The organism is Psychrobacillus sp. FSL K6-4615 (assembly GCF_038008225.1).
Lineage (GTDB): Bacteria > Bacillota > Bacilli > Bacillales_A > Planococcaceae > Psychrobacillus > Psychrobacillus psychrotolerans.
This window is the reverse complement of sequence record NZ_JBBOYQ010000001.1, coordinates 1,314,427-1,339,096: the sequence shown is the minus strand read 5'-3', so window position 1 is coordinate 1,339,096 and position 24,670 is coordinate 1,314,427. Positions and strand designations below refer to the sequence as shown.

The 24,670-nt window shown below is 36.5% G+C and carries 21 protein-coding genes; all 21 read right to left on the bottom strand.

Going from position 1 to position 24,670, the window contains the following annotated elements; genetic code table 11:
- Positions 1–29: 29 nt before the first annotated feature.
- Positions 30–1,586, bottom strand: coding sequence for a ribonuclease Y (gene rny, locus MKX53_RS06310; RefSeq protein ID WP_093535027.1), 1,557 nt, complete (start codon positions 1,584–1,586; stop codon positions 30–32).
- 447 nt (positions 1,587–2,033) lie between these two features.
- Entirely contained in the window at positions 2,034–3,104 is a 1,071-nt protein-coding gene (gene recA, locus MKX53_RS06305) for a recombinase RecA (RefSeq protein ID WP_340761964.1), read from the bottom strand.
- A gap of 177 nt (positions 3,105–3,281) precedes the next feature.
- On the bottom strand, positions 3,282–4,538 hold the full coding sequence (locus MKX53_RS06300; RefSeq protein ID WP_340909922.1) for a competence/damage-inducible protein A: 1,257 nt from the start codon (positions 4,536–4,538) through the stop codon (positions 3,282–3,284).
- Between the two features lie 14 nt (positions 4,539–4,552).
- Positions 4,553–5,131, bottom strand: a complete 579-nt coding sequence (gene pgsA / locus MKX53_RS06295) for a CDP-diacylglycerol--glycerol-3-phosphate 3-phosphatidyltransferase (protein WP_093535721.1) — start codon at positions 5,129–5,131, stop codon at positions 4,553–4,555.
- Positions 5,132–5,186: 55 nt separating this feature from the next.
- The gene (locus tag MKX53_RS06290; protein ID WP_340909919.1) at positions 5,187–6,047 is read right to left on the bottom strand and encodes a helix-turn-helix domain-containing protein; all 861 of its coding nucleotides are present in this window, start codon (positions 6,045–6,047) and stop codon (positions 5,187–5,189) included.
- 16 nt (positions 6,048–6,063) lie between these two features.
- A complete protein-coding gene (locus tag MKX53_RS06285) occupies positions 6,064–6,870 on the bottom strand; it encodes a DUF3388 domain-containing protein (protein ID WP_093535033.1) in 807 nt (268 codons plus the stop codon).
- 155 nt (positions 6,871–7,025) lie between these two features.
- Entirely contained in the window at positions 7,026–7,757 is a 732-nt protein-coding gene (gene ymfI, locus MKX53_RS06280; protein ID WP_340909917.1) for an elongation factor P 5-aminopentanone reductase, read from the bottom strand.
- On the bottom strand, positions 7,750–9,051 hold the full coding sequence (gene yfmH / locus MKX53_RS06275) for an EF-P 5-aminopentanol modification-associated protein YfmH (RefSeq protein WP_340909914.1): 1,302 nt from the start codon (positions 9,049–9,051) through the stop codon (positions 7,750–7,752). The genes ymfI and yfmH overlap by 8 nt, the downstream gene beginning before the upstream one ends.
- Positions 9,044–10,321 (bottom strand): EF-P 5-aminopentanol modification-associated protein YfmF, encoded by a 1,278-nt coding sequence (gene yfmF, locus MKX53_RS06270; RefSeq protein WP_340909912.1) that lies wholly within the window; start codon positions 10,319–10,321, stop codon positions 9,044–9,046. The genes yfmH and yfmF overlap by 8 nt, the downstream gene beginning before the upstream one ends.
- A 207-nt stretch (positions 10,322–10,528) precedes the next feature.
- Positions 10,529–11,488 carry an ABC transporter permease gene (locus MKX53_RS06265; protein WP_093535041.1) on the bottom strand — a complete coding sequence of 320 codons (960 nt, stop codon included), beginning with the start codon at positions 11,486–11,488 and terminating at the stop codon, positions 10,529–10,531.
- 1 nt (position 11,489) lies between these two features.
- Complete coding sequence (locus MKX53_RS06260; RefSeq protein WP_093535043.1) at positions 11,490–12,536, bottom strand: ABC transporter permease; 1,047 nt, start codon at positions 12,534–12,536, stop codon at positions 11,490–11,492.
- Positions 12,526–14,076 carry an ABC transporter ATP-binding protein gene (locus MKX53_RS06255; RefSeq protein ID WP_340909911.1) on the bottom strand — a complete coding sequence of 517 codons (1,551 nt, stop codon included), beginning with the start codon at positions 14,074–14,076 and terminating at the stop codon, positions 12,526–12,528. The genes MKX53_RS06260 and MKX53_RS06255 overlap by 11 nt, the downstream gene beginning before the upstream one ends.
- A gap of 144 nt (positions 14,077–14,220) precedes the next feature.
- Entirely contained in the window at positions 14,221–15,306 is a 1,086-nt protein-coding gene (locus tag MKX53_RS06250) for a BMP family lipoprotein (RefSeq protein ID WP_093535047.1), read from the bottom strand.
- A 46-nt stretch (positions 15,307–15,352) separates the two neighbouring features.
- Positions 15,353–16,081 carry a GntR family transcriptional regulator gene (locus tag MKX53_RS06245; protein ID WP_093535049.1) on the bottom strand — a complete coding sequence of 243 codons (729 nt, stop codon included), beginning with the start codon at positions 16,079–16,081 and terminating at the stop codon, positions 15,353–15,355.
- Positions 16,082–16,279: 198 nt separating this feature from the next.
- The gene (locus MKX53_RS06240; protein ID WP_340913258.1) at positions 16,280–18,529 is read right to left on the bottom strand and encodes an FtsK/SpoIIIE family DNA translocase; all 2,250 of its coding nucleotides are present in this window, start codon (positions 18,527–18,529) and stop codon (positions 16,280–16,282) included.
- 336 nt (positions 18,530–18,865) lie between these two features.
- On the bottom strand, positions 18,866–20,533 hold the full coding sequence (locus MKX53_RS06235; protein WP_093535051.1) for a ribonuclease J: 1,668 nt from the start codon (positions 20,531–20,533) through the stop codon (positions 18,866–18,868).
- Positions 20,534–20,932: 399 nt separating this feature from the next.
- The gene (gene dapA / locus MKX53_RS06230) at positions 20,933–21,814 is read right to left on the bottom strand and encodes a 4-hydroxy-tetrahydrodipicolinate synthase (protein WP_340909908.1); all 882 of its coding nucleotides are present in this window, start codon (positions 21,812–21,814) and stop codon (positions 20,933–20,935) included.
- Between the two features lie 2 nt (positions 21,815–21,816).
- Positions 21,817–22,863, bottom strand: coding sequence for an aspartate-semialdehyde dehydrogenase (locus MKX53_RS06225; protein WP_093535055.1), 1,047 nt, complete (start codon positions 22,861–22,863; stop codon positions 21,817–21,819).
- 77 nt (positions 22,864–22,940) lie between these two features.
- A complete protein-coding gene (locus MKX53_RS06220; RefSeq protein WP_340909906.1) occupies positions 22,941–23,528 on the bottom strand; it encodes a dipicolinate synthase subunit B in 588 nt (195 codons plus the stop codon).
- The gene (locus MKX53_RS06215; protein ID WP_340909904.1) at positions 23,528–24,328 is read right to left on the bottom strand and encodes a dipicolinate synthase subunit A; all 801 of its coding nucleotides are present in this window, start codon (positions 24,326–24,328) and stop codon (positions 23,528–23,530) included. The genes MKX53_RS06220 and MKX53_RS06215 overlap by 1 nt, the downstream gene beginning before the upstream one ends.
- Positions 24,325–24,597: a YlmC/YmxH family sporulation protein gene (locus MKX53_RS06210; protein ID WP_093535061.1), complete on the bottom strand. Its 273-nt coding sequence runs from the start codon at positions 24,595–24,597 to the stop codon at positions 24,325–24,327. Before MKX53_RS06210 ends, MKX53_RS06215 begins: the two co-directional genes overlap by 4 nt.
- Positions 24,598–24,670: the final 73 nt, after the last annotated feature.

Below are 24,670 nucleotides of genomic sequence, written 5' to 3'. Positions count from 1 at the left end.
CCATAAAGCATTCACATCTATACTAGATGTTATTTTGCATATTCTACTGCTCTAGTTTCTCTAATAACAGTCACTTTTATATGACCAGGATAATCTAACTCTTCTTCAATTCGTTTACGAATATCTCTTGCCAAACGATGAGCAGTTAAGTCATCAATTTGATCTGGACGAACCATAATACGAATTTCTCGACCAGCTTGAATAGCGAATGATTTTTCTACACCTTCATAGGATTCAGAAATTTCCTCTAATTTCTCCAAGCGACGAATGTAGTTTTCTAATGTTTCACTTCTTGCACCAGGTCGCGCTGCAGATAATGCATCGGCAGCTGCCACTAATACAGCAATAACGGAAGTAGCTTCTGTATCCCCATGATGGGAAGCAATACTATTAATAACTACTGGATGTTCTTTGTATTTTGTTGCTAGCTCGACACCGATTTCTACGTGGCTACCTTCCACTTCATGGTCAATTGCTTTCCCAATGTCATGTAGTAACCCTGCACGTCTTGCAAGTGTTACATCTTCACCAAGCTCTGCTGCCAACAACCCTGACAAGTAGGCAACTTCTGTGGAGTGTTTTAATACATTTTGGCCATAACTTGTACGATAACGAAGTCTACCTAGAATTTTCATAAGATCTGGATGTAAATTATGAATCCCCATATCGAAAGTAGTTTGTTCTCCAATTTCACGAATTTGTTCATCTACTTCTCTTCTAGACTTTTCTACCATTTCTTCGATTCGCGCCGGATGAATTCGTCCATCCTGTACCAGTTTTTCAAGTGCTAAACGCGCTGTTTCTCTTCGAATTGGATCAAAACCTGAAAGAATTACTGCTTCTGGTGTATCGTCAATAATTAAATCGATACCAGTTAACGTTTCAAGTGTACGAATGTTTCGACCTTCACGTCCTATAATGCGACCTTTCATCTCATCATTCGGCAGATTAACTACAGAAACAGTTGTTTCAGCAACATGGTCTGCAGCAAAACGTTGTAACGCAAGAGAAAGAATCTCTCGAGACTTTTTATCGGATTCTTCTTTAGCTCTAGTTTCCGATTCCTTTGTCATCACAGCAATATCAGTAGTAAGCTCATTCTCTACTTCCTGAAGAATTATTGACTTCGCTTCTTCACGGGTTAAAGTAGAAATTCTTTCTAGTTCTGTTTGTTGCTCTTTAACTAGTTCATCCACTTTGCGTTCTTTTTGTTCGATATGCTGTTGTCTTTCAGTTAGAGCATCATCTTTACGCTCAAGACTTACTTCTCTCTTGTTTAGAGCATCATCTTTACGATCAAGGTTCTCTTCTCTTTGTACTAACCGATTTTCCTGTTTTTGCAGTTCCATACGGCGTTCACGGATGTCAGATTCTGCTTCATTTCGTAATTGGTGAGCTTCATCTTTGGCTTCTAAAAGTGCTTCTTTCTTCAACGCTTCCGCTTCTCGCTTTGCTTCATCTATGAGATTAGCTGAAGATTGTTTTGCACCAGTCACTTTTGAATCGTTCACGTTTTTTAGATAAATATAACCAACAACGGCACCGACAATCAGACCAAGCAAAGCGGAGATGATAATTTCTGTCATTCGAACACCCCCTAATGCTATACTTTTTAGTTTCAGTCGGCACGTATATACAAAACCATATACGTAATGCCTATAATCATTTAATAATAAAGAAATTATACAATTTTAATTGTATAGATGTAGAAATACTCTGTCAAGGAAGGGAGGTATAATATATATAAAGTAGGACAAAATAGATAGATGTTTGTGCAAAATTCCATTCAAATGAATTTAAACACAAGCTTTTATAAGATCAAAACTTGTTTCTATCCTTTTAGAGGTGCTTAAATAAGCCATTTTCTATTTGATAATGTTACTAATTTTATAGCCCGAGATGAATGACAAGTCATTTGAAACGGAAATTATAACAAGATTATTATTTATCCAGAAGGAACTAGTCTACAACATACAATTTATATGTTTTCAAAAAAAGTCTCTCAAATGAATGAGAGACTTTCTGTCTTGTTATTACTTATCCTCTAATAATAATTCAAATTCTTCGTCTTCGTCCTCTTCAATGTCATGTGCACCAATCGTTAAAGACCCTGCTGCCATTCCAAGAGATTCACGGATTTTACCTGTAATTTCTGCTTTAATAGCAGGATTCTCTTTTAAATATTGTTTTGCATTTTCTCTACCTTGTCCTATACGTTCCTCATTGTACGCATACCAAGAACCACTTTTTTGAATAATGTCATATTCAGAACCAATATCAACTACTTCTCCTTCTTGAGAAATTCCTTCACCATACATAATATCTACTTCCGCAGTTCTAAATGGTGGAGCAACTTTGTTCTTCACTACTTTAATTTTTGTTTTATTACCCATAATATCTGTACCATGCTTGATTGCTTCTGCCCGTCTTACTTCTAAACGCACAGAACTATAGAATTTAAGCGCACGACCACCTGTTGTAGTTTCCGGATTTCCGAACATTACTCCAATTTTTTCACGAACTTGGTTGATGAAAATAGCGATTGTGTTCGATTTACTAATAACACCAGAAAGTTTACGTAATGCTTGAGACATTAATCGAGCTTGAAGACCCATATGAGAATCTCCCATTTCTCCTTCAATTTCAGCTTTAGGTACTAAAGCTGCTACAGAGTCAATTACTAGTATTTCAATTGCACCACTACGTACAAGTGCTTCTGCAATTTCAAGTGCTTGTTCCCCTGTATCTGGTTGAGATAAAAGTAATTCATCAATATTTACACCTAGTTTTTGTGCGTAAACTGGATCTAATGCATGCTCCGCATCGATAAATGCAGCTTGCCCACCAGTTTTTTGTATTTCTGCAATGGCATGTAGAGCTACAGTTGTTTTACCTGAACTCTCTGGACCATATATTTCAATAATACGTCCTCTTGGGTATCCACCTATTCCTAGTGCAGCATCCAATGCTAAAGAACCACTAGAAGAAGTAGAAATTTCAAGATTTGTCTTTTCTCCTAATCTCATAACAGAACCTTTACCAAATTGTTTCTCTATTTGTTTTAACGCCATATCTAATGCTGCTTTACGATCATTATTAGCCAATTAATTTCCTCCTCAAAAGAAATGATGATGTTTTTTATTTCTATCCTTACTATACTCGGTCTTTGAGAAATTTACAAGAAAAAAGCGAACGTTCATTCGTTTATTTTTTACGTCTATTTAATTTTGAGTGTGAAAAACGGCTCAAAATTGGATTTTGGGCCGTTTTATTGATCTAAATTAAATTTTCGATAATGTTTGCTCACGCAGTAGTCGTATTAGATAATAGATTGTAAATTTCACTGTTCTAATTCTGTTCGTGTTTCGTAAACCTGAAAGATTGAGCTTATAGGTCACTGGCTTCAAATCCCCTAATGCAATTCCAATCCAAATCGTGCCAGCAGGTTGCCCTCCATGACCATCAGGACCAGCAGCTCCAGTAATACCTACACCTATATCGGTTTGAAATTTTTCTTTTACTTTAAGTGCCATTTGCTCTGCACATTCACTTGAAACAACGCTAAATTTCTCAATAATAGCAGCATCTACACCTAGTTGGTTTATCTTCACGTCTTCTGTATAAGTGATCATCCCACCAACCAATGCTTCCCCCATTCCCGGCACTGCAGCAAGTTCTGATTGGAAAAGTCCTGCTGTCATGCTTTCAGCTGCTGAAATAGTCAAGTCATTTTCGATAAGTATTTCTCTAAGTTTCGAAGGTAAAGAGTCATTATTATATCCATAAACAAATTTACCAACTCTGTTTAAAATTTCAGCTTGTAATGCTTCAATCTTTTTCCAAGCCTCATCCTCCGAATTACTCTTTGCTGTTAATCGGAGTGTAACCTCTCCATCAGAAGCAAGGGGTGCAAGCGTAGGATTCGTTTGGTTATCTAGGAGATCTTGGACTTCTGTTTCTAGCTCGGCTTCCCCTATTCCATAGAACCGAATAACATGGGACATAATAACATTTTCATCTAAAAGAAGCTTCGGTAATAGTGGCTTCGCTTCAAATTGGAACATAGGCTCCATCTCTTTTGGTGGACCAGGAAGTAGCATATATGAATGACTATCGGTAGTTAGTAACATACCAGGTGCCATACCATGTTTGTTTTCTAATACGGTGCTTCCTTCTAAAACAAGTGCTTGTTTTTTGTTGTTATCTGTCATTTTGCGACCCATACGTTTAAAGAAATCCTCAATATAGATGATTGCATGATTATCTAGCACTAAGCTCAATCCTAAATGCTTGGCAATAGTTTCTTTTGTTAAATCATCTTTTGTTGGACCTAACCCACCTGTGAATATGATTAAATCCGCACGTTTTTCTGCTATTTTAATCGATTCTACCAACCTATCCGCATTATCTCCTACAACCGTATGATAATATACGTCCAACCCAATCTCTGCTAGCTGAGTAGATATAAAGCGGGCATTTGTATTAGAAATCTGACCTAGTAATAATTCAGAACCTACTGCAATAATTTCTGCTTTCATAAAGAACCTCCTTCCTACTTAGAATCTAGTAACACCTTGCGATTCAAATAAAAGTAATCCCACCCAGACCATACAGTGAAGAATAAACAAACGTAAAGCATGATCATATCAAAAGGAATATGGAACATTTCAAAGAATATATTACCCAATAATAGGGAAGAAATCGCAACGATTTGAGTCCACATTTTTATTTTGCCTAGTTGATTGGCTGCGACTACCTCGCCTTCATTCGCTAATATTAATCGAAGGCCAGTTACTGCAAATTCACGGCTAATAATTAATATAACTACCCATGACGGTGCCATTCCAAACTCAACTAAAATGATTAGAGCTGCAGAAACTAATAATTTATCTGCGAGAGGATCAAGAAATTTCCCCATATTAGTAACCAAGTTATACTTTCTCGCATAGTATCCATCTATAAAATCAGTAATCGAAGCAATTATAAAGATAATTGCACCTACTAGATGTCCAACTGGAATTGTTGCTCCCAGTAGTGTAATATCTCCCCAATTGAAGTCTATAAGCATAAAAAACATAAAAATTGGGATTAAAAATATACGGAACAAAGAGATTTGATTTGGTATATTCATTTTCATAAAAAATAACTCCTTTCAATATCAAATAAAATAGCCATCATAAAGATGACTATTTGTTGAACTGTATTACTGCATTTTGAGTAATTTCTGCACTTTTAAACTCTACAACTTCATCATTTATTGTAACAATATTTCCAGGAGCGTGTCCAAGACGTATACGTATTTTCGATAATGCACTTGCATCAAATTCGTACGTTTCTCCAGCCTTTACAGATTGATCTGCAATAATTTTGTCGTTTTCATCCCTAATATTCAACCATGTAGTATTTACTGCGACCAATTTTACTAAATAGGTTTCCGCACCGGTTAAATTATAATTTGAAGTTACCCCTTGTAAATCGACGAAACTTAGCTGTTGTGTAGGTTTTGGTTCTTCTTCTACCTCTTCAACTGTTTCTTCTTCTTCTTTAGGCTCTTCCTTATCAGTAGGTTGTATATTTTCATTGTCCTCAAATGTTGGCTTGTTCTCTTGTGTTAGCTCATCACTTGTTACAGTATCTTCCGGCTCATCGGCCCTGTTTTGGAATAAAAACCACGACATTATGATAATTGCGATAACAAAGACTACTACCATAATCATTGGGAAAATCTCCATGATTTTACTAGATGATCGGCCTCCTAATGCTCTTCTAGAAGGAGTTGTAGGAATACTCTTCGTTACATCCTCGTTGGATGGCGAAGGGATTTCTGATTTATACGTTTCTAATAATTGGTCTCCATTTAATCCAACTGCCTCTGCATATTGTTTAATAAATGCACGAACATAAAATGCACCTGGCATACTTGCATAATTTCCTTCTTCAATACCTGCCAAGTACCGTTTTTGAATTTTTGTTATTTCTTGCAAATCTTCAATACTATAACCTTTTGCTGTTCTCGCTTCTTTTAAGCGAGCCCCAAGTTCTGTCAACTAAAACACCTGCCCGTTAAAAATTGAATCCACCAAATCCGCCAAAGCCAGTCATTCCTTTGTCAGACATTCCGTGGTTTTTTTCCATCATTTCATATGTGATTTGTTCGTCAGGAGTGTGACGAAGCTCGATAATATAATCAAAATCATCAATAGAATACTCCGAATGTTGGATGAACATATCCGGATGTTCAACAACTTTGATTGTTGGCATCCGCATCATTTCCCTGACTAATTGGAGATGCTTTTCATCGTTTGATTTTCTCGTTACAATTCCATCTAATATAAAAATATTACGATCGCTAAACTCATCCCCTGCCAATTGGTTTCTAATCGTTTGCTTAATCATTGTAGAAGACAAGAATATCCACTTTTTATTTGCACATACACTTGCTGCGACGACCGATTCCGTTTTCCCTACTCTCGGCATACCTCTAATCCCTATTAGTTTATGCCCTTCTTGCTTAAAGATTTCAGCCATGAAATCTACTAAGAGCCCTAGTTCATTACGCACAAATCTAAAGGTTTTTTTATCGTCTGCGTCACGCTGAATATACCGGCCATGACGAACCGCAAGTCGATCTCTGAGTTTGGGTTCCCTGAATTTAGTCAACTGAATCGTTTCCATAGTAGAAATAATATGTTCAAAACGTTCAATATTTTCTTTTTTCTCTGCTTTTATAAGCATACCCCGTCTGCCTTCATCTACACCATTGATTGTTACAATATTAACTCGAAGCATACCAAGTAAAGAAGAAATGTCACCTAAAAGTCCCGGACGATTAACTTGAATTTCATATTCAAAAAACCATTCACTAGCCATGTTATATCTTTCCCTTCTCTGTAGATGACGTTTCACTTCATGATTAGTTCTATCATATATGATTTTGTAGTCGAATAAAAGAAAAAAAGAAAAGAGACTGTAATACTCTCCTTTCTTTTACCCTTGCGCTCACTATTAAAACAGTAAGGAGGAAATTAAATATACCATCCTCCATTTACTCGAATAACTTGACCGGTTATATAACTTGCCTTTTCGCTCGTTAAAAATGCGACAGCATTCGCTATATCTTGTGGAGATCCCAAAATACCGGCAGGGATTTCTTCCAAAATCAGCTGACGAGCTTCTTCTTCAATATGGGTATTCATCTTTGTATCGATAAAACCTGGAGAAACTGCATTTACCCTTGTCCTCTGTAAGGCAACCTCTTTAGCATAAGCCTTTACAAGAGCATGCTGAGCGCCTTTAGCAGCAGAGTAAGCCACTTCATAAGATGCACCCGTATCTCCCCATATACTACCTACAAAGACGACTGAGCTACTAGTCTGTTGTCGAAGCTTGCTATTTAGTTTTCCTAATAAGGCCATAGGATGTTCTACATGCACTTGAAACAACAAACGAATCTCATCTATAGTAGTATCCTCTAATCCTTTGTAGAGGCTATGCCCTTGGGCAAATACAATTGCATTAAGCGCGAAGATGCTATCTACAATTTTTTCAATACAATCTGCCTTACTCATATCCGCATGCACAACCATAAACTCTTGTTCAGAATAGGACTCATTTAGTTCTGTTAACAGCTTTTCAATACGCTCATTATTGTTAGCATAGTGAAGGTACAAGGACCAACCAGCTTCTGCAAGATTACGACAAATTGCGGAACCAATTTCACCAGATGCACCTAGCACTAATGCAAACTTTTTAGTCATTTTGTTTCTCAAAAGGTAATATCGTAAACACAGTATGAGCATCTTCGTCTGCTAACGATAGAAATGCAGATTTCACTTGGTCCATTGTAAGTTTTTCTAGAGCTAGTACTACATCAAACAAATTCATGTCATTAAATGAATAACGAGTAAATTGATTGGCAATATATTCTATCGAATTCAGCGCACGTAAGAAAAAGCCTAATTTTTTACGGACAATACGTTGTAAGTCCTGTTCTTCTACGTTCCAATTGGAAGCAAAGTGCTTAATCGTTTCTTTTATTTTGTCGTTTAGTTCAGTAGGATTAACAGTATCTGAACCAATCATTGTAAATCCATATCCTTGCTCCATAGAGAAATCAGCAGAGTAAGATTCATCAATCCAACCATTTTCGTATATTTCTTGATAAAATGCAGAACTTCTGCCAAATATCATTTCAATCGCAACTTGCATTGCCAACTCGTAATTTAACATTTCATCACCGGAAATATCCGTATTACTAGCTTTAATACCGAATAAAACTTTAGGCTTTTGAACATCCATCTGAAGAGTACGCTCTTTTATATCCACTGCTTTTTGTTCTTCAGGATAGAAACGTTTAATTTCTTGTGGCTCCTCAAATTTCTTCGCTGCTTGATCTGCTTTAATGAAATCCATCATTTCTTCTGGATTAACAGCTCCCACTACGAAAAGCACCATATTTGATGGATGATAGAAAGTGTTATAACACTCATAAAGATGTTCTGCAGTAATATGACTAATAGTGTCAATTGTACCAGCAATATCAATCTTTACTGGATGCTCTTTATACATATTTTCGATTGTTCCAAAGTATAAACGCCAATCTGGTTGATCATCATACATCGTAATTTCTTGACCAATTATTCCTTTTTCCTTTTCTACTGTCTGTTCTGTAAAATATGGCTGTTGCACGAAATCCAATAAAGTTTTCGTATTATCTAAAACATGGTCGGTCGAGGAAAACAAGTACGCTGTTCTCGTAAAAGAAGTAAATGCATTCGCAGATGCCCCTTTTTCGCTGAACTTTTGGAATACATCTCCTTCTTCTTTTTCGAACATTTTATGTTCTAGAAAATGGGCAATTCCATCAGGAACAACAACAGGCTCCTCTTTACCTAGAGGTATAAATTCACGGTCAATCGAGCCATATTTTGTGGTAAAAGTGACAAATGTCTTAGAGAAATCTTTTTTAGGAAGAATATAGACATCTAATCCATTTGGAAGTGTTTCTTTATATAATGTTTCATCTAATTGTTGAAAATACTCTTTATTCATTTGTTGCACCTTCCTTACCTGAAAGGAAATAAACAAATTCCTTTTCAATTGTTAAAGCCATTTGTTGTATTTCTTCTTTTGTAACATGCATCCATTTTTCTACCCAATCTTCAACAGTGAAAGAGGTATTTAGCTCTTTATATTGATCATAAATTTCAATTTGAGCACGTGCTGAATCCAAAGCTTCTTTCAACTGATTGGTAAGCATGGATTTCGTTTGATTTAATTCTAAGTCAGAGATTTCACCGTTTTGCAATGCTTTTAGTTGTTCATCGATTAATGCAACTGCTTTTTCTTGTAAATTAGAATCTATTCCTGCTAGCACAAAGATTAAACCATAGAGCGAAGAATAACTGCTCGATGCATAATAGGCCATACTTTCCTTTTCACGTACGTTCATAAAAATCTTCGAATGTGAAAATCCACCTAAAATACCATTCGTCAGCTGCATAACCGGAAATTCTTCCGAGAAGAATGTGATAGGTGTTTGATAAGCAATATGGAGCTTACCTTGTTTCATATCTTGAATTTCATGAAGAAATTCCTCGTTATTACTTTCTTTTGGTATATCTACTGCTTTTACAATCTTCTCTGTACGAACAGCAAAAGAAAAATGGCTTTGCATTTTATCTTTTATTTCCTGCACGTTAACATCCCCTACTATATAGATGGATAAATCATCTTTTGTTAGCAAATCATGATGCATATCAATCAGTTGATCGTTTGTAATTGCTTTGACAGCTTCTACTGTCCCATTAGACGTTATGGAAGCAGGACTATTAGGGCGAATATTCTCTAACAAGCGCTGTTGAGCGTATCTTGTTTTGTCATCATACATAGATTGAATACGTTCAATAACCTGTTCTTTTTCTCGTTTAACAATCGACTCATCAAATTTCCCATTCACCAAATTTGGCTTGAAAATAACCGTATGTAATAAAGAAAAGACTTCATCGACAATTTTTTCATTGGATAAGTATGCGTCATTTACAGTTTCTGCGTTCAATGAAAAAATATGGTGGCTCCCTTTTTTCGTCGTATCAAAGTATAAGACGGCACCGTACAAATCATCTAAACGTTTTCTAAAAGCTACATTTGTAGGGTATACTTCATTGCTAAATTGTAATATATTCGCTAATACTGCACGCACAGCCGCTTTTTCTACTGTTAATGGCTGTTTCCATTTGAACGATATATTGATCGTTTTAAATTGTTCTGTTGGTCTCACAAAAAGCTTTACGCCACTTGCAAGTTCAAATTGTTGAAACATAAGTGATCCCCCTTTTTCTTTCTAGTGTATCTCAGATAGTGATTCACTATACATCCTCTAATTATATCAGTACAAACAAAAAGGGACCAATTAATTGGCCCCTCTTCCATTTTTTCCATTAAATTTTAATCATTGAATACTTGACTGTCGATTTATGTTCCAATCAAATTATAAAAAGTTTAGAGTATCTTCACTACAAACTATCAATTAACGTTTTCCTTTGATATAAGGAATTCCACTTGCTCTTGGTGCGTATGCTCTTCCAATAAATCCAGCAACCGCCAAAATAGTTAAAGCATAAGGCAAGATGTGTAAGAAGTATGTTGGCACTTCTTTCACATATGGAATTTGTCCACCAATTATACTTAATGCCTGAGCGAATCCAAAGAACAATGCCGCTCCTAGCGCTCCTAGTGGATGCCATTTACCAAATATCATGGCAGCCAGTGCCATGAACCCTTGACCATTTATAGTAGTATGACTGAATTCACCAGAAATTGATTGAGAATATACTGCTCCACCTAAACCTGCAAGCGCACCTGATAGGATAACTGCAATATAACGCATTTTTGTTACATTTACACCCATTGTATCTGCTGCCATTGGATGTTCCCCAACTGCACGGAGACGTAATCCAAATGGAGTTTTATAAATAACAAACCAAGCCATCACAGCGATACCAATCGCTAAAATAGAGGTACCATATACATCTTTAAATAACATAGGTCCAATTACTGGTAGATCACTCAAGAATGGAATATCAAATCGGATAAATCGTTCTTGAATATAATCTGTTTGCCCTTTACCATAGATCATTTTCACCGAGAAAAGAGCAATTGCAACACCTAGCATATTGATCGCAACCCCGGATATTGTTTGATCCGCGCGGAAAGAAATCGATGCTACAGCATGCATAACAGAGAATAACCCGGATACAAGCATTGCTGCGATTAACGAAACCCATGGAGTCATTGCGCCAAATGTATCCACGAACATTAAGTTAAATAGAATACCGATGAATGCTCCCATAACCATTAAACCTTCTAGTCCGATGTTAATAACACCAGAACGTTCGGAGAAGACTCCTCCTATTGCTACGAAGATTAACGGAGCTGCATAGAAAATAGCTGCTGGAATAATAAAATATAAAACATCTAAGAAGCTCATATTACTTCGCCTCCTTTTTCTTGTTCGCTTTTTCTAGGAAATAGCGAATAACGTATCCACACGCTACGAAGAATATGATAATAGCTATTACAATAGAAACGATTTCTACTGGAATACCAGCTTCGTTTGGCATATTGAGAGCTCCGTATTTTAATGATCCAAATAACACCGCACCGAAAATTACTCCTAGTGGTGTATTGGCACCTAATAAGGCTACTGCTATTCCATCAAATCCAATTCCAGTAAATCCACCCTTAACATTTGCATATTGGAACGTACCTAATGCTTCCATAGCACCAGCTAATCCAGCAAATGCTCCAGCAATAACCATTGAAAGAATGATATTTTTGTTTACATTCATCCCTGCATACTCAGATGCATGTTTGTTAAATCCAACCGATTTTAACTCATAACCAGTTGTTGTTTTTTCTAATATAAACCACATTAGCAGTACCATAGCAAGAGCTATGAAAATACCATAATGCAAACGAGAGTAATCTGTAATACTTTCGAAAAATGCAGATTTCAATGAAGCCGAAGCATTAATCGTTCCTGTATTGTCTCCACCATCCGACACCACTTTAATTAAAGCGTTTGTTGTATGTAAGGCAATATAGTTCATCATAATTGTTACAATTACTTCATGTACCTGTAGTTTCGCTTTTAATAAACCTGGGATAAAAGCCCAGGCCGCTCCAGCTAATGCTGCTGCGATAATAGCGAATGGTAGATGGATATACATCGGTAGATCAAATGCAATCCCTACATAAGAAGCGGCAAACCATCCAACTAATAATTGCCCTTCAACCCCGATATTAAATAGTCCCGTACGAAAAGCAAATGCCACGGATAAACCAGCAAGTAAATATGGAGTGATTTGACGAATTGTCTCTCCAATTGCATAAGCATCTCCAAAAATACCATTCCATAGTGCCGTGTAACCTAGTATAGGATCGTACCCACTAACCAGCATGACAATGGCACCTACAAGCAATCCTAAAATAACAGAAATTACAGGGACAAGTATATTGACTACTCTATTCGACATGAGTTGTATCCCCCTGTTTAGCTATGTTTGAATTCTTCTTTTGACCCGCCATCAACAAACCAAGTTCTTGTTCTGAGGTTTCTTTTGGCAATAATGTATCTACAATTTGTCCATCATAAATAACTGCAATACGATCGGATACATTCATAACTTCATCTAATTCGAATGAGAGTAGAAGTACCGCTTTTCCGTTGTCTCGTTGTTCAATAAGACGTTGGTGTATAAATTCAATAGCTCCTACATCAAGGCCTCGTGTCGGTAAAGCTGCGATTAACAAATCTGGATCACGCAAAACCTCTCGTCCAATGATTGCTTTTTGCTGATTTCCTCCAGACAGTGCACGAGCAGGTGTATGCTCTCCTTGCGTCCGCACATCAAAATCATTAATAACTTTTTGCGCCAACTCAGAAACTTTTTTATAATTCATAATTCCACTTTTTGAAATAGGTTTTTGATAGTAAGTTTGTAATGCAATATTATGTCCGATTGAAAAGTCTAAAACTAAACCATGTTTATGACGATCTTGTGGAATATGCCCTACACCAGCCTCCGTAATTTTACGTGGCTTTTTGTTCGTAATATCTTTCCCGTTTATCGAAACAGAACCGGCTTTTACTTTGCGAAGACCAGTAATTGCTTCGATTAACTCACTTTGACCATTCCCATCAATACCAGCAATCCCTAAAATTTCTCCTTTGCGGACTGTTAGGTTTAGGCCTTTTACTTTATCAATACCACGATAATCTGCGACTACTAGGTCTTTAACAACAAGTGTATCGTCTGTTGGATTAGCTTCACTTTTAACAGTTTTGAATTCTACTTGTCTACCAACCATTAATGATGCTAATTCATTGGGATTTGTTTCTGCAGTTATAACAGTACCAATTCCTTCACCTTTACGAATAACTGTTACTCGATCAGATACATCCATAATCTCTTTTAACTTATGTGTAATTAATATAATCGATTTACCTTCTTGTATTAAGCGTTTCATAATTTGTATAAGTTCATTTATTTCTTGAGGAGTTAGTGAAGCAGTCGGCTCATCAAAAATAAGAATATCCGCACCACGATAAAGCGTTTTCAAAATTTCAACTCGTTGCTGCATCCCAACCGAAATGTCTTCAATCTTCGCATTAGGATCTACATCTAATCCATACATTTCAGACAGTTTTTGAATTTTCTTAGCCGCATCTTTAATATTTACCATACCAGCTTTAGTTAATTCATTACCTAATATTATATTTTCTGTTACTGTAAAGTTTTCAACAAGCATGAAATGCTGATGCACCATTCCTATGCCTAAATCATTGGCAACATTTGGGTCTGTAACTTTAACTGTCTTTCCTTTTACTTTTATCTCGCCGGCCTCTGGTTGATATAATCCGAACAAAACGTTCATAAGCGTGGATTTACCAGCACCATTTTCTCCTAAAAGAGCATGTATTTCTCCCTTTTTTAACTGAAGGGTAATGTTATCATTTGCAACAAACGATCCAAACTCTTTCCTTATGCCAAGCATCTCTATTACATAATCCAATGAACTCACTCCCCACTATCATACTAGTACTAAATTAATACACGAAAGACTCTAGACTTTTGAATAGTTAAAATCTTTCGTCTACTAATTTAAAATATCATAAAGACCGAGAGAGATCGGTCTTTATGATGTTCGTTAATATTATTATTCTACTGTTTCAGGAACAACGATTTCCCCATCAGCGATTTTCTTAGTGAACTCATCAATTTGGTCAAGAACATCTTGTGGAATAGCTCCACGAGAATCCGCAAGACCAACACCTTCTTCAGCTAAACCATAAGTTACAGTTGTTCCACCCGGGAAGTTTCCAGCCATTGCATCTTTTGCAATGTTTTGAACTGCAGTTCCAACTTTTTTCAACATAGAAGTAAGTGTTACGTTAGTATCGCCTACAGCACCTTCTTCGTATTGGTCAGAGTCAACTCCGATTACCCATACGTTTGCGTTAGCATCTTTTGTTTTACGTTCTTTTGCTTCTGCAAATACACCATTACCTGTACCACCAGCAGCGTGGAAAATAATATCTACGCCTGAAGAGTACATACGGTTAGCAGTTGTTTTACCAAGTGCAGCATCATCAAATTTACCAGTGTATTGAACATCTACTTTAATAGATGGATCTACAGCTTTAACACCTTCTAAGAATCCTGCTTCAAAACGTTCAATTACCGGAATTTCCATTCCACCAACAAAACCGATTTGTTTAGACTCAGACATTAGAGCAGCAGCAACACCTGCAAGGAATGATCCCTCTTGCTCTTTGAACATTACAGAAGCAACGTTTGGAGCATCAACGATTGAATCGATGATTGCAAGTTGAGCGTCTTTTTGTTGTGCAGCAATCGTTTTAATTGGTTCTTCCATTAGGAAACCAATACCATATACTACATCAAAGTCGCGACGCACTAAGTTATTTATGTTTGTAATATAATCTGCATCTGATGTTGATTGAAGGTAGTCATATCCACCATCGCCTTTTTCAAGACCATTTTCTTTACCAAACGCTTCAATACCTTCCCAAGCTGATTGGTTGAATGATTTGTCATCAACCCCACCAACGTCAGTTACCATTGCTAGAGAAAAATCTACTGCTTCAGTTGTACCTTCAGAACCTGTTCCTTCTGAATCTTTTGGTGTAGTTGTTTCTTCATCTTTAGACCCACATGCTCCTAGGATAGTTCCAGCAGCAAGTACTAGTGATAGACCTAATCCAAATTTACGTTTTGTCAATTTGAAAACCCCCATTTATTTTCTTATTAGCAGGAATTGTTGCATTTTACACCCTTTTCCGAACAACGTGAAAGCTAAATTTATCCGCTCGAAAATAATTTTTCGAGTACAAAACCACACGATCGTTTTCATCGTAATGGAGTTGTTTTAAAACAAGCAAGGAAGTTTCTGGCTCACAGTTCAAAGTAGGAGATGCGATCTCGTGGTAACCCACAGGATCAATGTAAGTCACCGCATATGAAATATGTATTTCTCCAGACTCTTCTAATGCAGTAAAAATAGAGCCTTCTTCTCTAATGAGAAAATCATTAGGTAAATAATTTTTCGGAACCTTATCGACACAATACACAACCGGTTCGTCATTTGCAGTACGGACACGTTCCATTGTAACTATCGATTGCTCATCTCCACACTGGAATCTTAAAATATCATCCTCAGATGGAATCGCTTGCATAGAACTCAAGTAAACTGTACCTGGTTCCATTCCAGCCTTACGAATCATAGATGAGACGCTAGAAAGCTGTTCGATACCAGACGTGAAAATGGGCTTAGAATTTACAAACGTGCCCACTCCATGTCTTCTGACTATTACATTTTCTTCTTCCAATAAGCGAAGAGCTTCTCTTAAAGTTGCGCGACTTACTCCTAATGACTTGGCCAATTCAAATTCTGAAGGAAGCTTTTCCTTTTCTTTGAATATCCCCTTATCGATGTCTTGTTTAAGACGATCAATCACTTGTAAATATAAATGCCGATGGTCTACTTTTATTGTCATCTAAAACACCACCATTTTGAAGAGATCAGACCTCTGATGTAAAACTTTCCTACTAATCAGTCATACTATAACATTTTTAATACATGAAATAAATACTTTTATTTATATTATTTTAAAACTTGATACAAAAAGTATGTGAATTTGTAATTATTTTGTCATACTTTTTCTATAAAGTGTGATACTATTTAACCTTTTAGGTTATATATTATCATCATCCACAGAGTGTTTAGAAACCAATACTTGTCTTGGCTTACTTCCCTCATAAGGTCCGACAACCCCACTAAGTTCTAGCTGATCGATAATTCTGGCTGCTCTGGAATAACCAATTCTAAATCTTCTTTGAAGTAATGAGACGGAAGCAGTTTGCATTTCAGTTACTAGTTGCACAACATCATCATATAATTCATCTCTATCTAACTGTTCTGCCGACTCTTGCACTTCATCTGGAATCATTTCATCTTGATAATTAGCCTTTTGTTGTTCAATAACAAAATCTACAATTCTTTCAACTTCCGCATCTGATAAAAATGCCCCTTGTACTCGGACTGGCTTCGAGCTACCGGCTGGAAGAAATAACATATCCCCTCTACCTAATAGTTTTTCTGCTCCTCCCATATCTAAAATAGTTCTGGAGTCAATTGCTGAGGAAACTGCAAATGCAATTCTTGAAGGAATATTAGCTTTAATAATCCCTGTTATCACGTCAACGCTCGGTCTTTGTGTAGCAATAATCAAATGAATACCAGCTGCACGAGCCATCTGAGCCAAGCGAGTGATAGAATCTTCTACATCACTAGAAGCAACCATCATTAAGTCAGCTAATTCATCTACTATAACCACAATAAATGGTAGTTTCGGATGTTTTTCTTCATTCTCTTCATTCCATCTGTCAATATGCTCATTGTACCCTTGCATATTTCTTGTGCCTGTATGAGAAAACAACTCATATCTTCTTTCCATTTCAGAGACTATTTTCTTCAAGGCCTGTGATGCTTTTCGTGGGTCAGTTACAACGGGCGCAAGTAGATGCGGTATCCCATTATACATATTAAGCTCTACCATTTTTGGATCAATCATCATCATCTTCACTTCATGCGGTTTTGCTCGCATCATTATACTTGTAATTATGCCATTGATACAAACACTCTTCCCACTTCCAGTAGATCCGGCAACGAGTAAATGTGGCATTTTATTTAATTGGGCCAGCACAGCTTGCCCAGTTACATCTCGTCCAAAGCCAATTAATAGCTTCTGACTCGGCATATTATTTTCTTCTGATTCCAAAACTTCTCTCAAACTTACAATAGCTACTTCCTTATTTGGTACTTCGATCCCTATAGCCGATTTCCCAGGTATAGGTGCCTCAATCCGAATATCTCTCGCTGCTAAGGCCAAAGCAAGATCATCATGTAAACTAACGATCCTACTAACTTTCACCCCTACATCAGGTAGAACTTCATATTTTGTTACTGCTGGGCCTAAGTGAACTTGAGTAACCTTTGCCTTAACACCAAAACTTAAAAATGTTTGTTCTAGTTTTTTAGCATTAGCTTGAATCGCATTCAATTCACCACTTTGATCACTATGAGCAGGTGCATCTAACAAATTAATAGAGGGTAGTTGATAATCTTCATTCTCAACTGCTTCATTTTCCAAATTAATCTCTATAGGTTCAACGGGTTCAGATGGTTGCTCTACCACTTCTTTTCTAGCTATACGTTCGGTAAATGCAGAAATGATCGGTGATGTGGACTGCTCCTCTTCTTCTGTTTCTAAAGGAACTGCTTCTATTACAGTAACAGCCTCTTCCTGTGCAGCCTGTTTTTTGTTTCGACGGGACTGACCACTAATAGGAGTAGCTGTAGGTGTAGGTTTTTTCTTCTTTTTTTTCGGTCTGTTTAGGAAGCTTTCTTTTAGCTTCGGAAACGCTTCTACTAAGTAAGGAACTAAGGCTTTTCCAGTCAGTAACACAATTCCTATAAATAACATTAGCCAGCCCGCTACTTTTGCGCCGGCCGAAGCAAACAGAACATGGAATGATGCAAAAAGGATTGCACCTATTATTCCGCCGCCTAATGAGGTATTTCTATTGGTAATCCCACCACTTTCTACTAGAACGCGATAGCTTTCTCTTAACACAGAGTTGGTTACTAATGCTTTTCCTTCAAATAATTGTTGAAATAATGCGATATGGCTAAATAACAATAAACTTCCCAAAACAAAAGCACAGCCTAAAAGTAATCTATGGTTCCATGCCGGTACGGATTGTTTGATCATTATAATAAGTGCATACACGATTAGCATAAATGGAACTGCAATATGCCAATTCCCAAATAAGAAATAACTAATATAAGACAAAAATTCACCCACAAGCCCATATTCAAAAAACGAAATAATGGATAATCCAATAATTAATAGTCCAATAATTTCATAAAGGAGCGGATGCATTGTTTTTTTAGACGGCTTTTTAGTTGGTCTTTTTTTCTTTCTTGCCAAAGTGTCACCTACTTTCTAAGTAATTTTAAAAATCTATTAGAAGAAAAAACAGAAATATGCGCCAGGTCCTTAAACCGACAACGATCGTTTTCGAAGGATTATGGACAGACATTTCCCTCATACTAGTCGTACACGCAGAAAGCGTCCAACTGTATTGGAAATCAGAATACTATTCATTCTTTCCCCTGCCACGGATGCCTTATTCAAGTTACTTTTTTATATACTTTCTTGTCCTTTAAGATAAAAAGGATTTCCTTCCGTATTCGGAAAGGAAATCCTTTATTCATATTAATATTCCATAATAATAGGGATAATCATTGGACGTCTTTTGGTTTGTTGGAATAAATATGAATTTAGCGTATCACGGATTTCTTGTTTAATGTTTGTCCATTCAAACGTTTCTTTATTCACATATTTTTCAACAACAGTTCTGACCAGCTTGGCAGACTCTTCCATTAGCTCTTCAGATTCACGAACATAAACAAATCCTCTCGAAAGAATTTCTGGTCCTGAAGCAATTTTCTTCTGTGCTCGGTTTAAAGTAACAACAACAATAAATATACCATCTTGTGAAAGTAGTTTGCGATCGCGTAAAACAATATTTCCTACATCTCCAACACCGATTCCATCTATTAAGATATTGCCAGCTTGAACTCGGCCACTCATTCTCATTTTACCACTCTTATATTCTACGATATCCCCTTTATCGGCGATGAAAATTTCCGATTTGGTCATACCAATTGCTTGAGCCAATTTTGAATGGGCTATCAACATGCGATATTCCCCTTGAATTGGTATAAAGTATTTAGGTTTTGTTAGATTTAACATCATTTTTAAATCTTCTTGACTACCATGACCTGATACATGAACATTTTTTTCAGAAGTAAGTACTTTTGCTCCAACTTTTGCAATTTGGTTCATCGTATTATACATTCCTACCTCCATACCTGGAGACGGTGTAAAAGTGATCAAGACAGTATCTGTATCTTTTATTTTAATATCTTTATGATGCTTACGGATCATTTTTTCTAAGGCTTCTAATGGTTCACCTTGTGTACCTGAGACAATAACTACAATATTTTCATCATTGTATTTAGAGATTTCCTTGATAGAAATAATTGTCTCCTCTTCTACAGTGAAATACCCTAGATCTAACCCTATTTCGAAAATATTTTCTAAGCTTTTTCCTGCAATTGCGACTTTTTTTCCTGTTTCAATTGCTTTGTCGATAACTTGTTGAATTCGTATAAAGTTAGATGCATATAGTGCGACTAGTATACGACCTTTAGCAGCGTGGAATGTTTCTGATAATTGGTTTTCGATTACCGCTTCAGAAGTTGTATAACCTGGTCTTTCTGCTTCTGTTGAATCAGATAGAAGTATAAATACACCATCTTCTCCTAAACCAGCAATTTTTGCTATGTCAGGACGATACTTTCCTTTAGCCGATTGGTCAAACTTAAATTCTCCGGTATGAACAATTGCACCTTCAGACGTATGGAACACAATCCCAAGAGAATCAGGAATACTATGCGTTGTATGGAAAAAAGTAACATAGGTTCCTTGGAAATTCATGCGACTTTTATTTGTTACTTCGAAAAACTTGACTGGTTGTTTCGTCGGTAACGCTTTTAAATGCGTTTTTGCTAAAGCAATTGTCAATTTAGAGCCATATACCGGTGCTTGTACTTTTTGAAGTAAATATGAAATGGAACCAATCGCATCTTCGTGACCATGTGTTAAGAAGATCCCTTTTACACGATCCTTGTTTTCTACTAAGTACGTAATGTCAGGAATTACAATATCTATTCCTAGCATTTCATTTTCTGGGAACATTAAACCACTATCTACGACAAAAATTTCTTCATCTATTTCTACTACGTACATTGCTTTTCCGATTTCTCCAACTCCACCGAGCGGTATAATTCGAATAAGTTCATTTTTTACTTTTACCAAATCTTTTCCTCCTATAAATCAATTACGCCTCAGAGAAATTGTATCTAGATGTATATGGTGCTTAGTCCTGCGTCATGCAGTTCAGTTTGCAACTATCGAATAGTAATACGATTTTAGGCTTTCTGTAGTCTAAGACTCCATTCAACACCTTTTACATCCTCCGAAAGCTTTACTTTCTAGCAAATGCTTGTACTTCCTGAATCTTTATTACTTATTAATTAGTATTCGTCTCTCCGCCCTTTCCAAGGGTGGGAGATATCTATTTACGTTAGCTTGTTAAATTTTTTATAAAAGAAGTTAACCCGACCAACATCCACGTATTTTCATTATATCGGACGTCAGCGATTCACACAAATAAAAAAAAGGCTGAAATAGGAAATCTTCAGCCTTTCTGCCAAATTATTGAGTATTCAAATATTCATCCCAGATTACATCAAATTCCTGCTTTTCTCTTTCGGTCATCTCAGTGAGTGGTAAGCGTAAGCTTCCCACTTCTACTCCTACCTTCGAAAGCGCATATTTTACGACAATCGGGTTGGGGTGTTTGAAGAGTGCCTGTATTAACGGCAATAATGATTGATGAATTCTTGCAGCTTCCGTATGATTTCCATTATGAAAAGCTTCCATCATTTTCTTCATATCATTTCCTACAATATGGGAAGCAACCGAAATTACTCCAGTACCCCCTATTGCTAGTAATGGAAGAGTGAGTGAATCATCTCCGCTATACACTTCTAAATTCCCTTTTGTTTTAGCCATTATTCGAGTCATCTGATCTAAATTACCACTAGCATCTTTTAAAAACTTAATGGAGGGTATTTCGCTTAAAGCTACCAATGTATCTAGTTCCATATTGATAACAGAACGGCTTGGAATATTGTATATGATAATTGGCAATATTGTTTCATTTGCAATAGCTTCATAATGAGCTATCAGCCCGCGTTGATTGGGTTTGTTATAATAAGGGGTGACAATCATTAGGCCATCCACTCCCAGAGCCTCAGCCTTTATAGACAAGTCAATGGATGCGGCTGTGCTATTACTTCCAGTACCTGCAATGACAGGTACTCTTTTGTTTACTTTCTCTACTACGAATTTAATAAATTTAAGTTTTTCTTCCATTGTTAAAGTTGGAGATTCTCCTGTTGTCCCACAAACGACAAGAGAGTCAGTCCCTGTCGAAAGTAAATGTTCAATTAATAATTCTGTCACAGTATAATTGATGGAGCCATCTATTTGAAATGGGGTAACCATTGCCGTAGCAATTGGTCCTATCTTCATTTTTACACCTCTTTTAATATACCTTCAGCAATAAGTGCTTCTGCAATTTGTATAGAGTTTAGCGCTGCACCTTTCAATAAATTATCTGATACTATCCACATATGAAATCCTTTATCGTTTGATGGATCTTTTCTTAAGCGTCCTACAAATACATCGTCTTTACCATCTGCATAGTACGGCATAGGATAAAATTGTTGGTCAGGAGCGTCTTGTAACGTAATCCCCTCTGAGTTTGCAAGTAGTTGTTTTAGCTGATCGATTGATACATTCTCTTGATCTACCTCTACATAGACAGATTCGGAATGTCCGGTAACAACGGGCACTCTTACACAAGTTGCTGCAATAGCAAGATTAGGTAAAGACATAATTTTTTTAGTTTCATCCATCATTTTATGTTCCTCAAAAGTGAATCCATCTTCGGTGAACACGTCAATTTGAGGAATAACATTACCTGCGATAGGATAATGCTTTTCAGCACTTTTAACAGGTAAGATTTCTGGTTTTGCTTGTTTATCTTTTATACCTTCACTTTGTGTTGTCAATTCATTAATTGCAGCAGCTCCGGCACCCGATACCGCTTGGTAAGTTGAAACTATTACTTTGGTTAGACCAAATTTCTGACGAATTGGTTCAAGTGCGCAAACCATCTGAATAGTAGAACAATTTGGATTAGCAATAATCCCTGTTTGTTCATGTAAGGCTTGTTTATTTACTTCAGGAACTACAAGTGGTGTATCTTTATCCATCCGGAAGGCGCTTGTGTTATCAATTACGATTGCCCCTCTATTGCTCGCTTCTTTTGCTAGAACTTTAGAAATTGAACCACCTGCAGAGAAAAATGCTACATCTACACCTTCAAAAGCTTCAGGTGTTGCTTCTTCAATAGTATAAGAACTTCCATCTACTTCTACTTGTTTACCTGCTGATTTTTTAGAAGCTAATAACTTTAACGTTTTGTATGGAAAACTTCTTTCTACTAATTTTTCAATGATTTTTTGACCAACTGCTCCTGTCGCTCCTACAATTGCTACTGTATAACCTTGTGACATGAAAAGCTCTCCCCCTAGACCTATGCTATTTTTGATATTGTATTTTATTATACATGAAAATACATCTTCATCAATATTTATAATTTATGACTTATGAGCAAAGGCTGGAATTGTTTGAATTGAATCGCATGTTCAACTGTTTGAATTATTTTTGTAAAGTCAGCAATGAGTGAGTTTGGTTTGCTATGAGGATTATCTTGGCCAAAGGGGATAAAGTATATGTTTTTAGTAGAAAGTAATTTCATAATGTTCATTCCATTCAATCCTAATGCATCATTTGTGGATATTCCAAGAACTACTGGTTTTCCATTTCGCAATGTTGCTTTTGCCGCCATCAACACAGGTGAATCTGTTTGGGCATTTGCAAGCTTACTAATAGAGTTGCCTGTCATCGGAGCAATTACCATACAATCCAGTGGGTTTGTAGGTCCAAATGGTTCTGCCTCCACTATTTTTGACACTACTTTACTACCACTTGCCTCTTCTATTTTCTCAATCCATTCTTCCCCTGTTCCAAAACGTGTTGCCGCAGTTAATACAGAATACGTAATAATAGGAACTACAGTTGCCCCTAGATCAGTAAACTGTTTAATCATTGGGATAACTTCCTCATAAGTACAATGAGAAGCAGTTATTCCTAATCCAATTCGAAAACCTTTTAACACTATTTTTCCCCCTCCAGTAGAGCCAATTGAGTTTGCACAGCTTTTGCTATCAAATATCCTGCATCTTTGGGAAAATACAATCCTGGTAAGCTAGTTGAATGGATATAATTTGTTGGGATTGAATTGGCTGACTCGAGTAAACATCCTGGATTTGAAGCTAGATCATACACTTTTTTAAATATAGCCGTATCAGACGTGCTCAGCCATCTGTTTGGAATAGTGTTTATCAGATAGCTAGTATCTGCTTCTTGATTATGAACAACATGCTCAAATTGTTCTATCTGATATCCATAGCTTTTTGCCTCAAATAATTGATGTTCCGAGCGAACCGAGATAATTACCTCTGCGCCCAAATGATGTAGAGCAAAAGCAAGTCTTTTTCCCACTCTTCCATACCCAGTTATGATGAATTTTTTATTATAAATAGATTCGTTTTCACTTCTATAAAAGTTATATATAAATCCCTCTGCTGTAAGATTTGCATTTTCCCAAATCCACTGTTCATCCTCTAAATAATAAAAAGCATGGACCTGGCTATTTTGTATTTCCTGTTCAATTTCTGTATTCGTTTTTCCAACGAAAAGGAGAAGACATGACTCAGGCAAAACGAAAGAACTATCTATTTGTAATGGTGGAATAGGTAAAAAAATGATGGTAGGTTGAAAATCCATTATTGCGGCTTTTAGTTCTTCCGTCCAAATCGTCGTTGGAAAGATTTTCACTTCTAGTTCGTTATCTAATGTGTCCTTCAAAAACGATAGACGGGCGTCTGTACCTATGATTGCACATTTTTTTTTCACGAATATTCACTATTTCCAATTTCATTGTTTGCCTCATTAAACAGAATTCTATCTTTACCAATGAGAATTATTTCTTCCCATGAGATAAATTCCTTTTTTTTCGCTGATTTATTTCCTTGAAAAAAGGATCCTGTTTTTTGAAAAACTTCAAAACCTTCTATTTTCCCATTTTCAGGATTGAAGAGTAACTCAGTGTCTGCTAGTTTGCCATATCTCGCCCCGTCCTTAACTTGGATCAGCTCTTTTTCTGCAAGTTCCGAAAGTAACAATCATTCTCCCCCTTATTGATTTCTATTTATATATATGCCATTTCGCAGTACAAAGTGAATATAAAATAACGAG

What these genes read in the sequence shown, in the direction of transcription:
- MKX53_RS06300 (WP_340909922.1), bottom strand. Translation starts at nt 4,538, where the DNA reads ATGAAAGCAGAAATTATTGCAGTAGGTTCTGAATTATTACTAGGTCAG.
- ymfI (WP_340909917.1), bottom strand. Translation starts at nt 7,757, where the DNA reads ATGACTAAAAAGTTTGCATTAGTGCTAGGTGCATCTGGTGAAATTGGT.
- dapA (WP_340909908.1), bottom strand. Translation starts at nt 21,814, where the DNA reads ATGAAGATAGGACCAATTGCTACGGCAATGGTTACCCCATTTCAAATA.
- MKX53_RS06285 (WP_093535033.1), bottom strand. Translation starts at nt 6,870, where the DNA reads ATGGCTAGTGAATGGTTTTTTGAATATGAAATTCAAGTTAATCGTCCG.
- MKX53_RS06245 (WP_093535049.1), bottom strand. Translation starts at nt 16,081, where the DNA reads ATGACAATAAAAGTAGACCATCGGCATTTATATTTACAAGTGATTGAT.
- yfmF (WP_340909912.1), bottom strand. Translation starts at nt 10,321, where the DNA reads ATGTTTCAACAATTTGAACTTGCAAGTGGCGTAAAGCTTTTTGTGAGA.
- pgsA (WP_093535721.1), bottom strand. Translation starts at nt 5,131, where the DNA reads ATGAATATACCAAATCAAATCTCTTTGTTCCGTATATTTTTAATCCCA.
- MKX53_RS06240 (WP_340913258.1), bottom strand. Translation starts at nt 18,529, where the DNA reads ATGCATCCGCTCCTTTATGAAATTATTGGACTATTAATTATTGGATTA.
- yfmH (WP_340909914.1), bottom strand. Translation starts at nt 9,051, where the DNA reads ATGAATAAAGAGTATTTTCAACAATTAGATGAAACATTATATAAAGAA.
- rny (WP_093535027.1), bottom strand. Translation starts at nt 1,586, where the DNA reads ATGACAGAAATTATCATCTCCGCTTTGCTTGGTCTGATTGTCGGTGCC.
- MKX53_RS06265 (WP_093535041.1), bottom strand. Translation starts at nt 11,488, where the DNA reads ATGAGCTTCTTAGATGTTTTATATTTTATTATTCCAGCAGCTATTTTC.
- MKX53_RS06260 (WP_093535043.1), bottom strand. Translation starts at nt 12,536, where the DNA reads ATGTCGAATAGAGTAGTCAATATACTTGTCCCTGTAATTTCTGTTATT.
- MKX53_RS06225 (WP_093535055.1), bottom strand. Translation starts at nt 22,863, where the DNA reads ATGTCACAAGGTTATACAGTAGCAATTGTAGGAGCGACAGGAGCAGTT.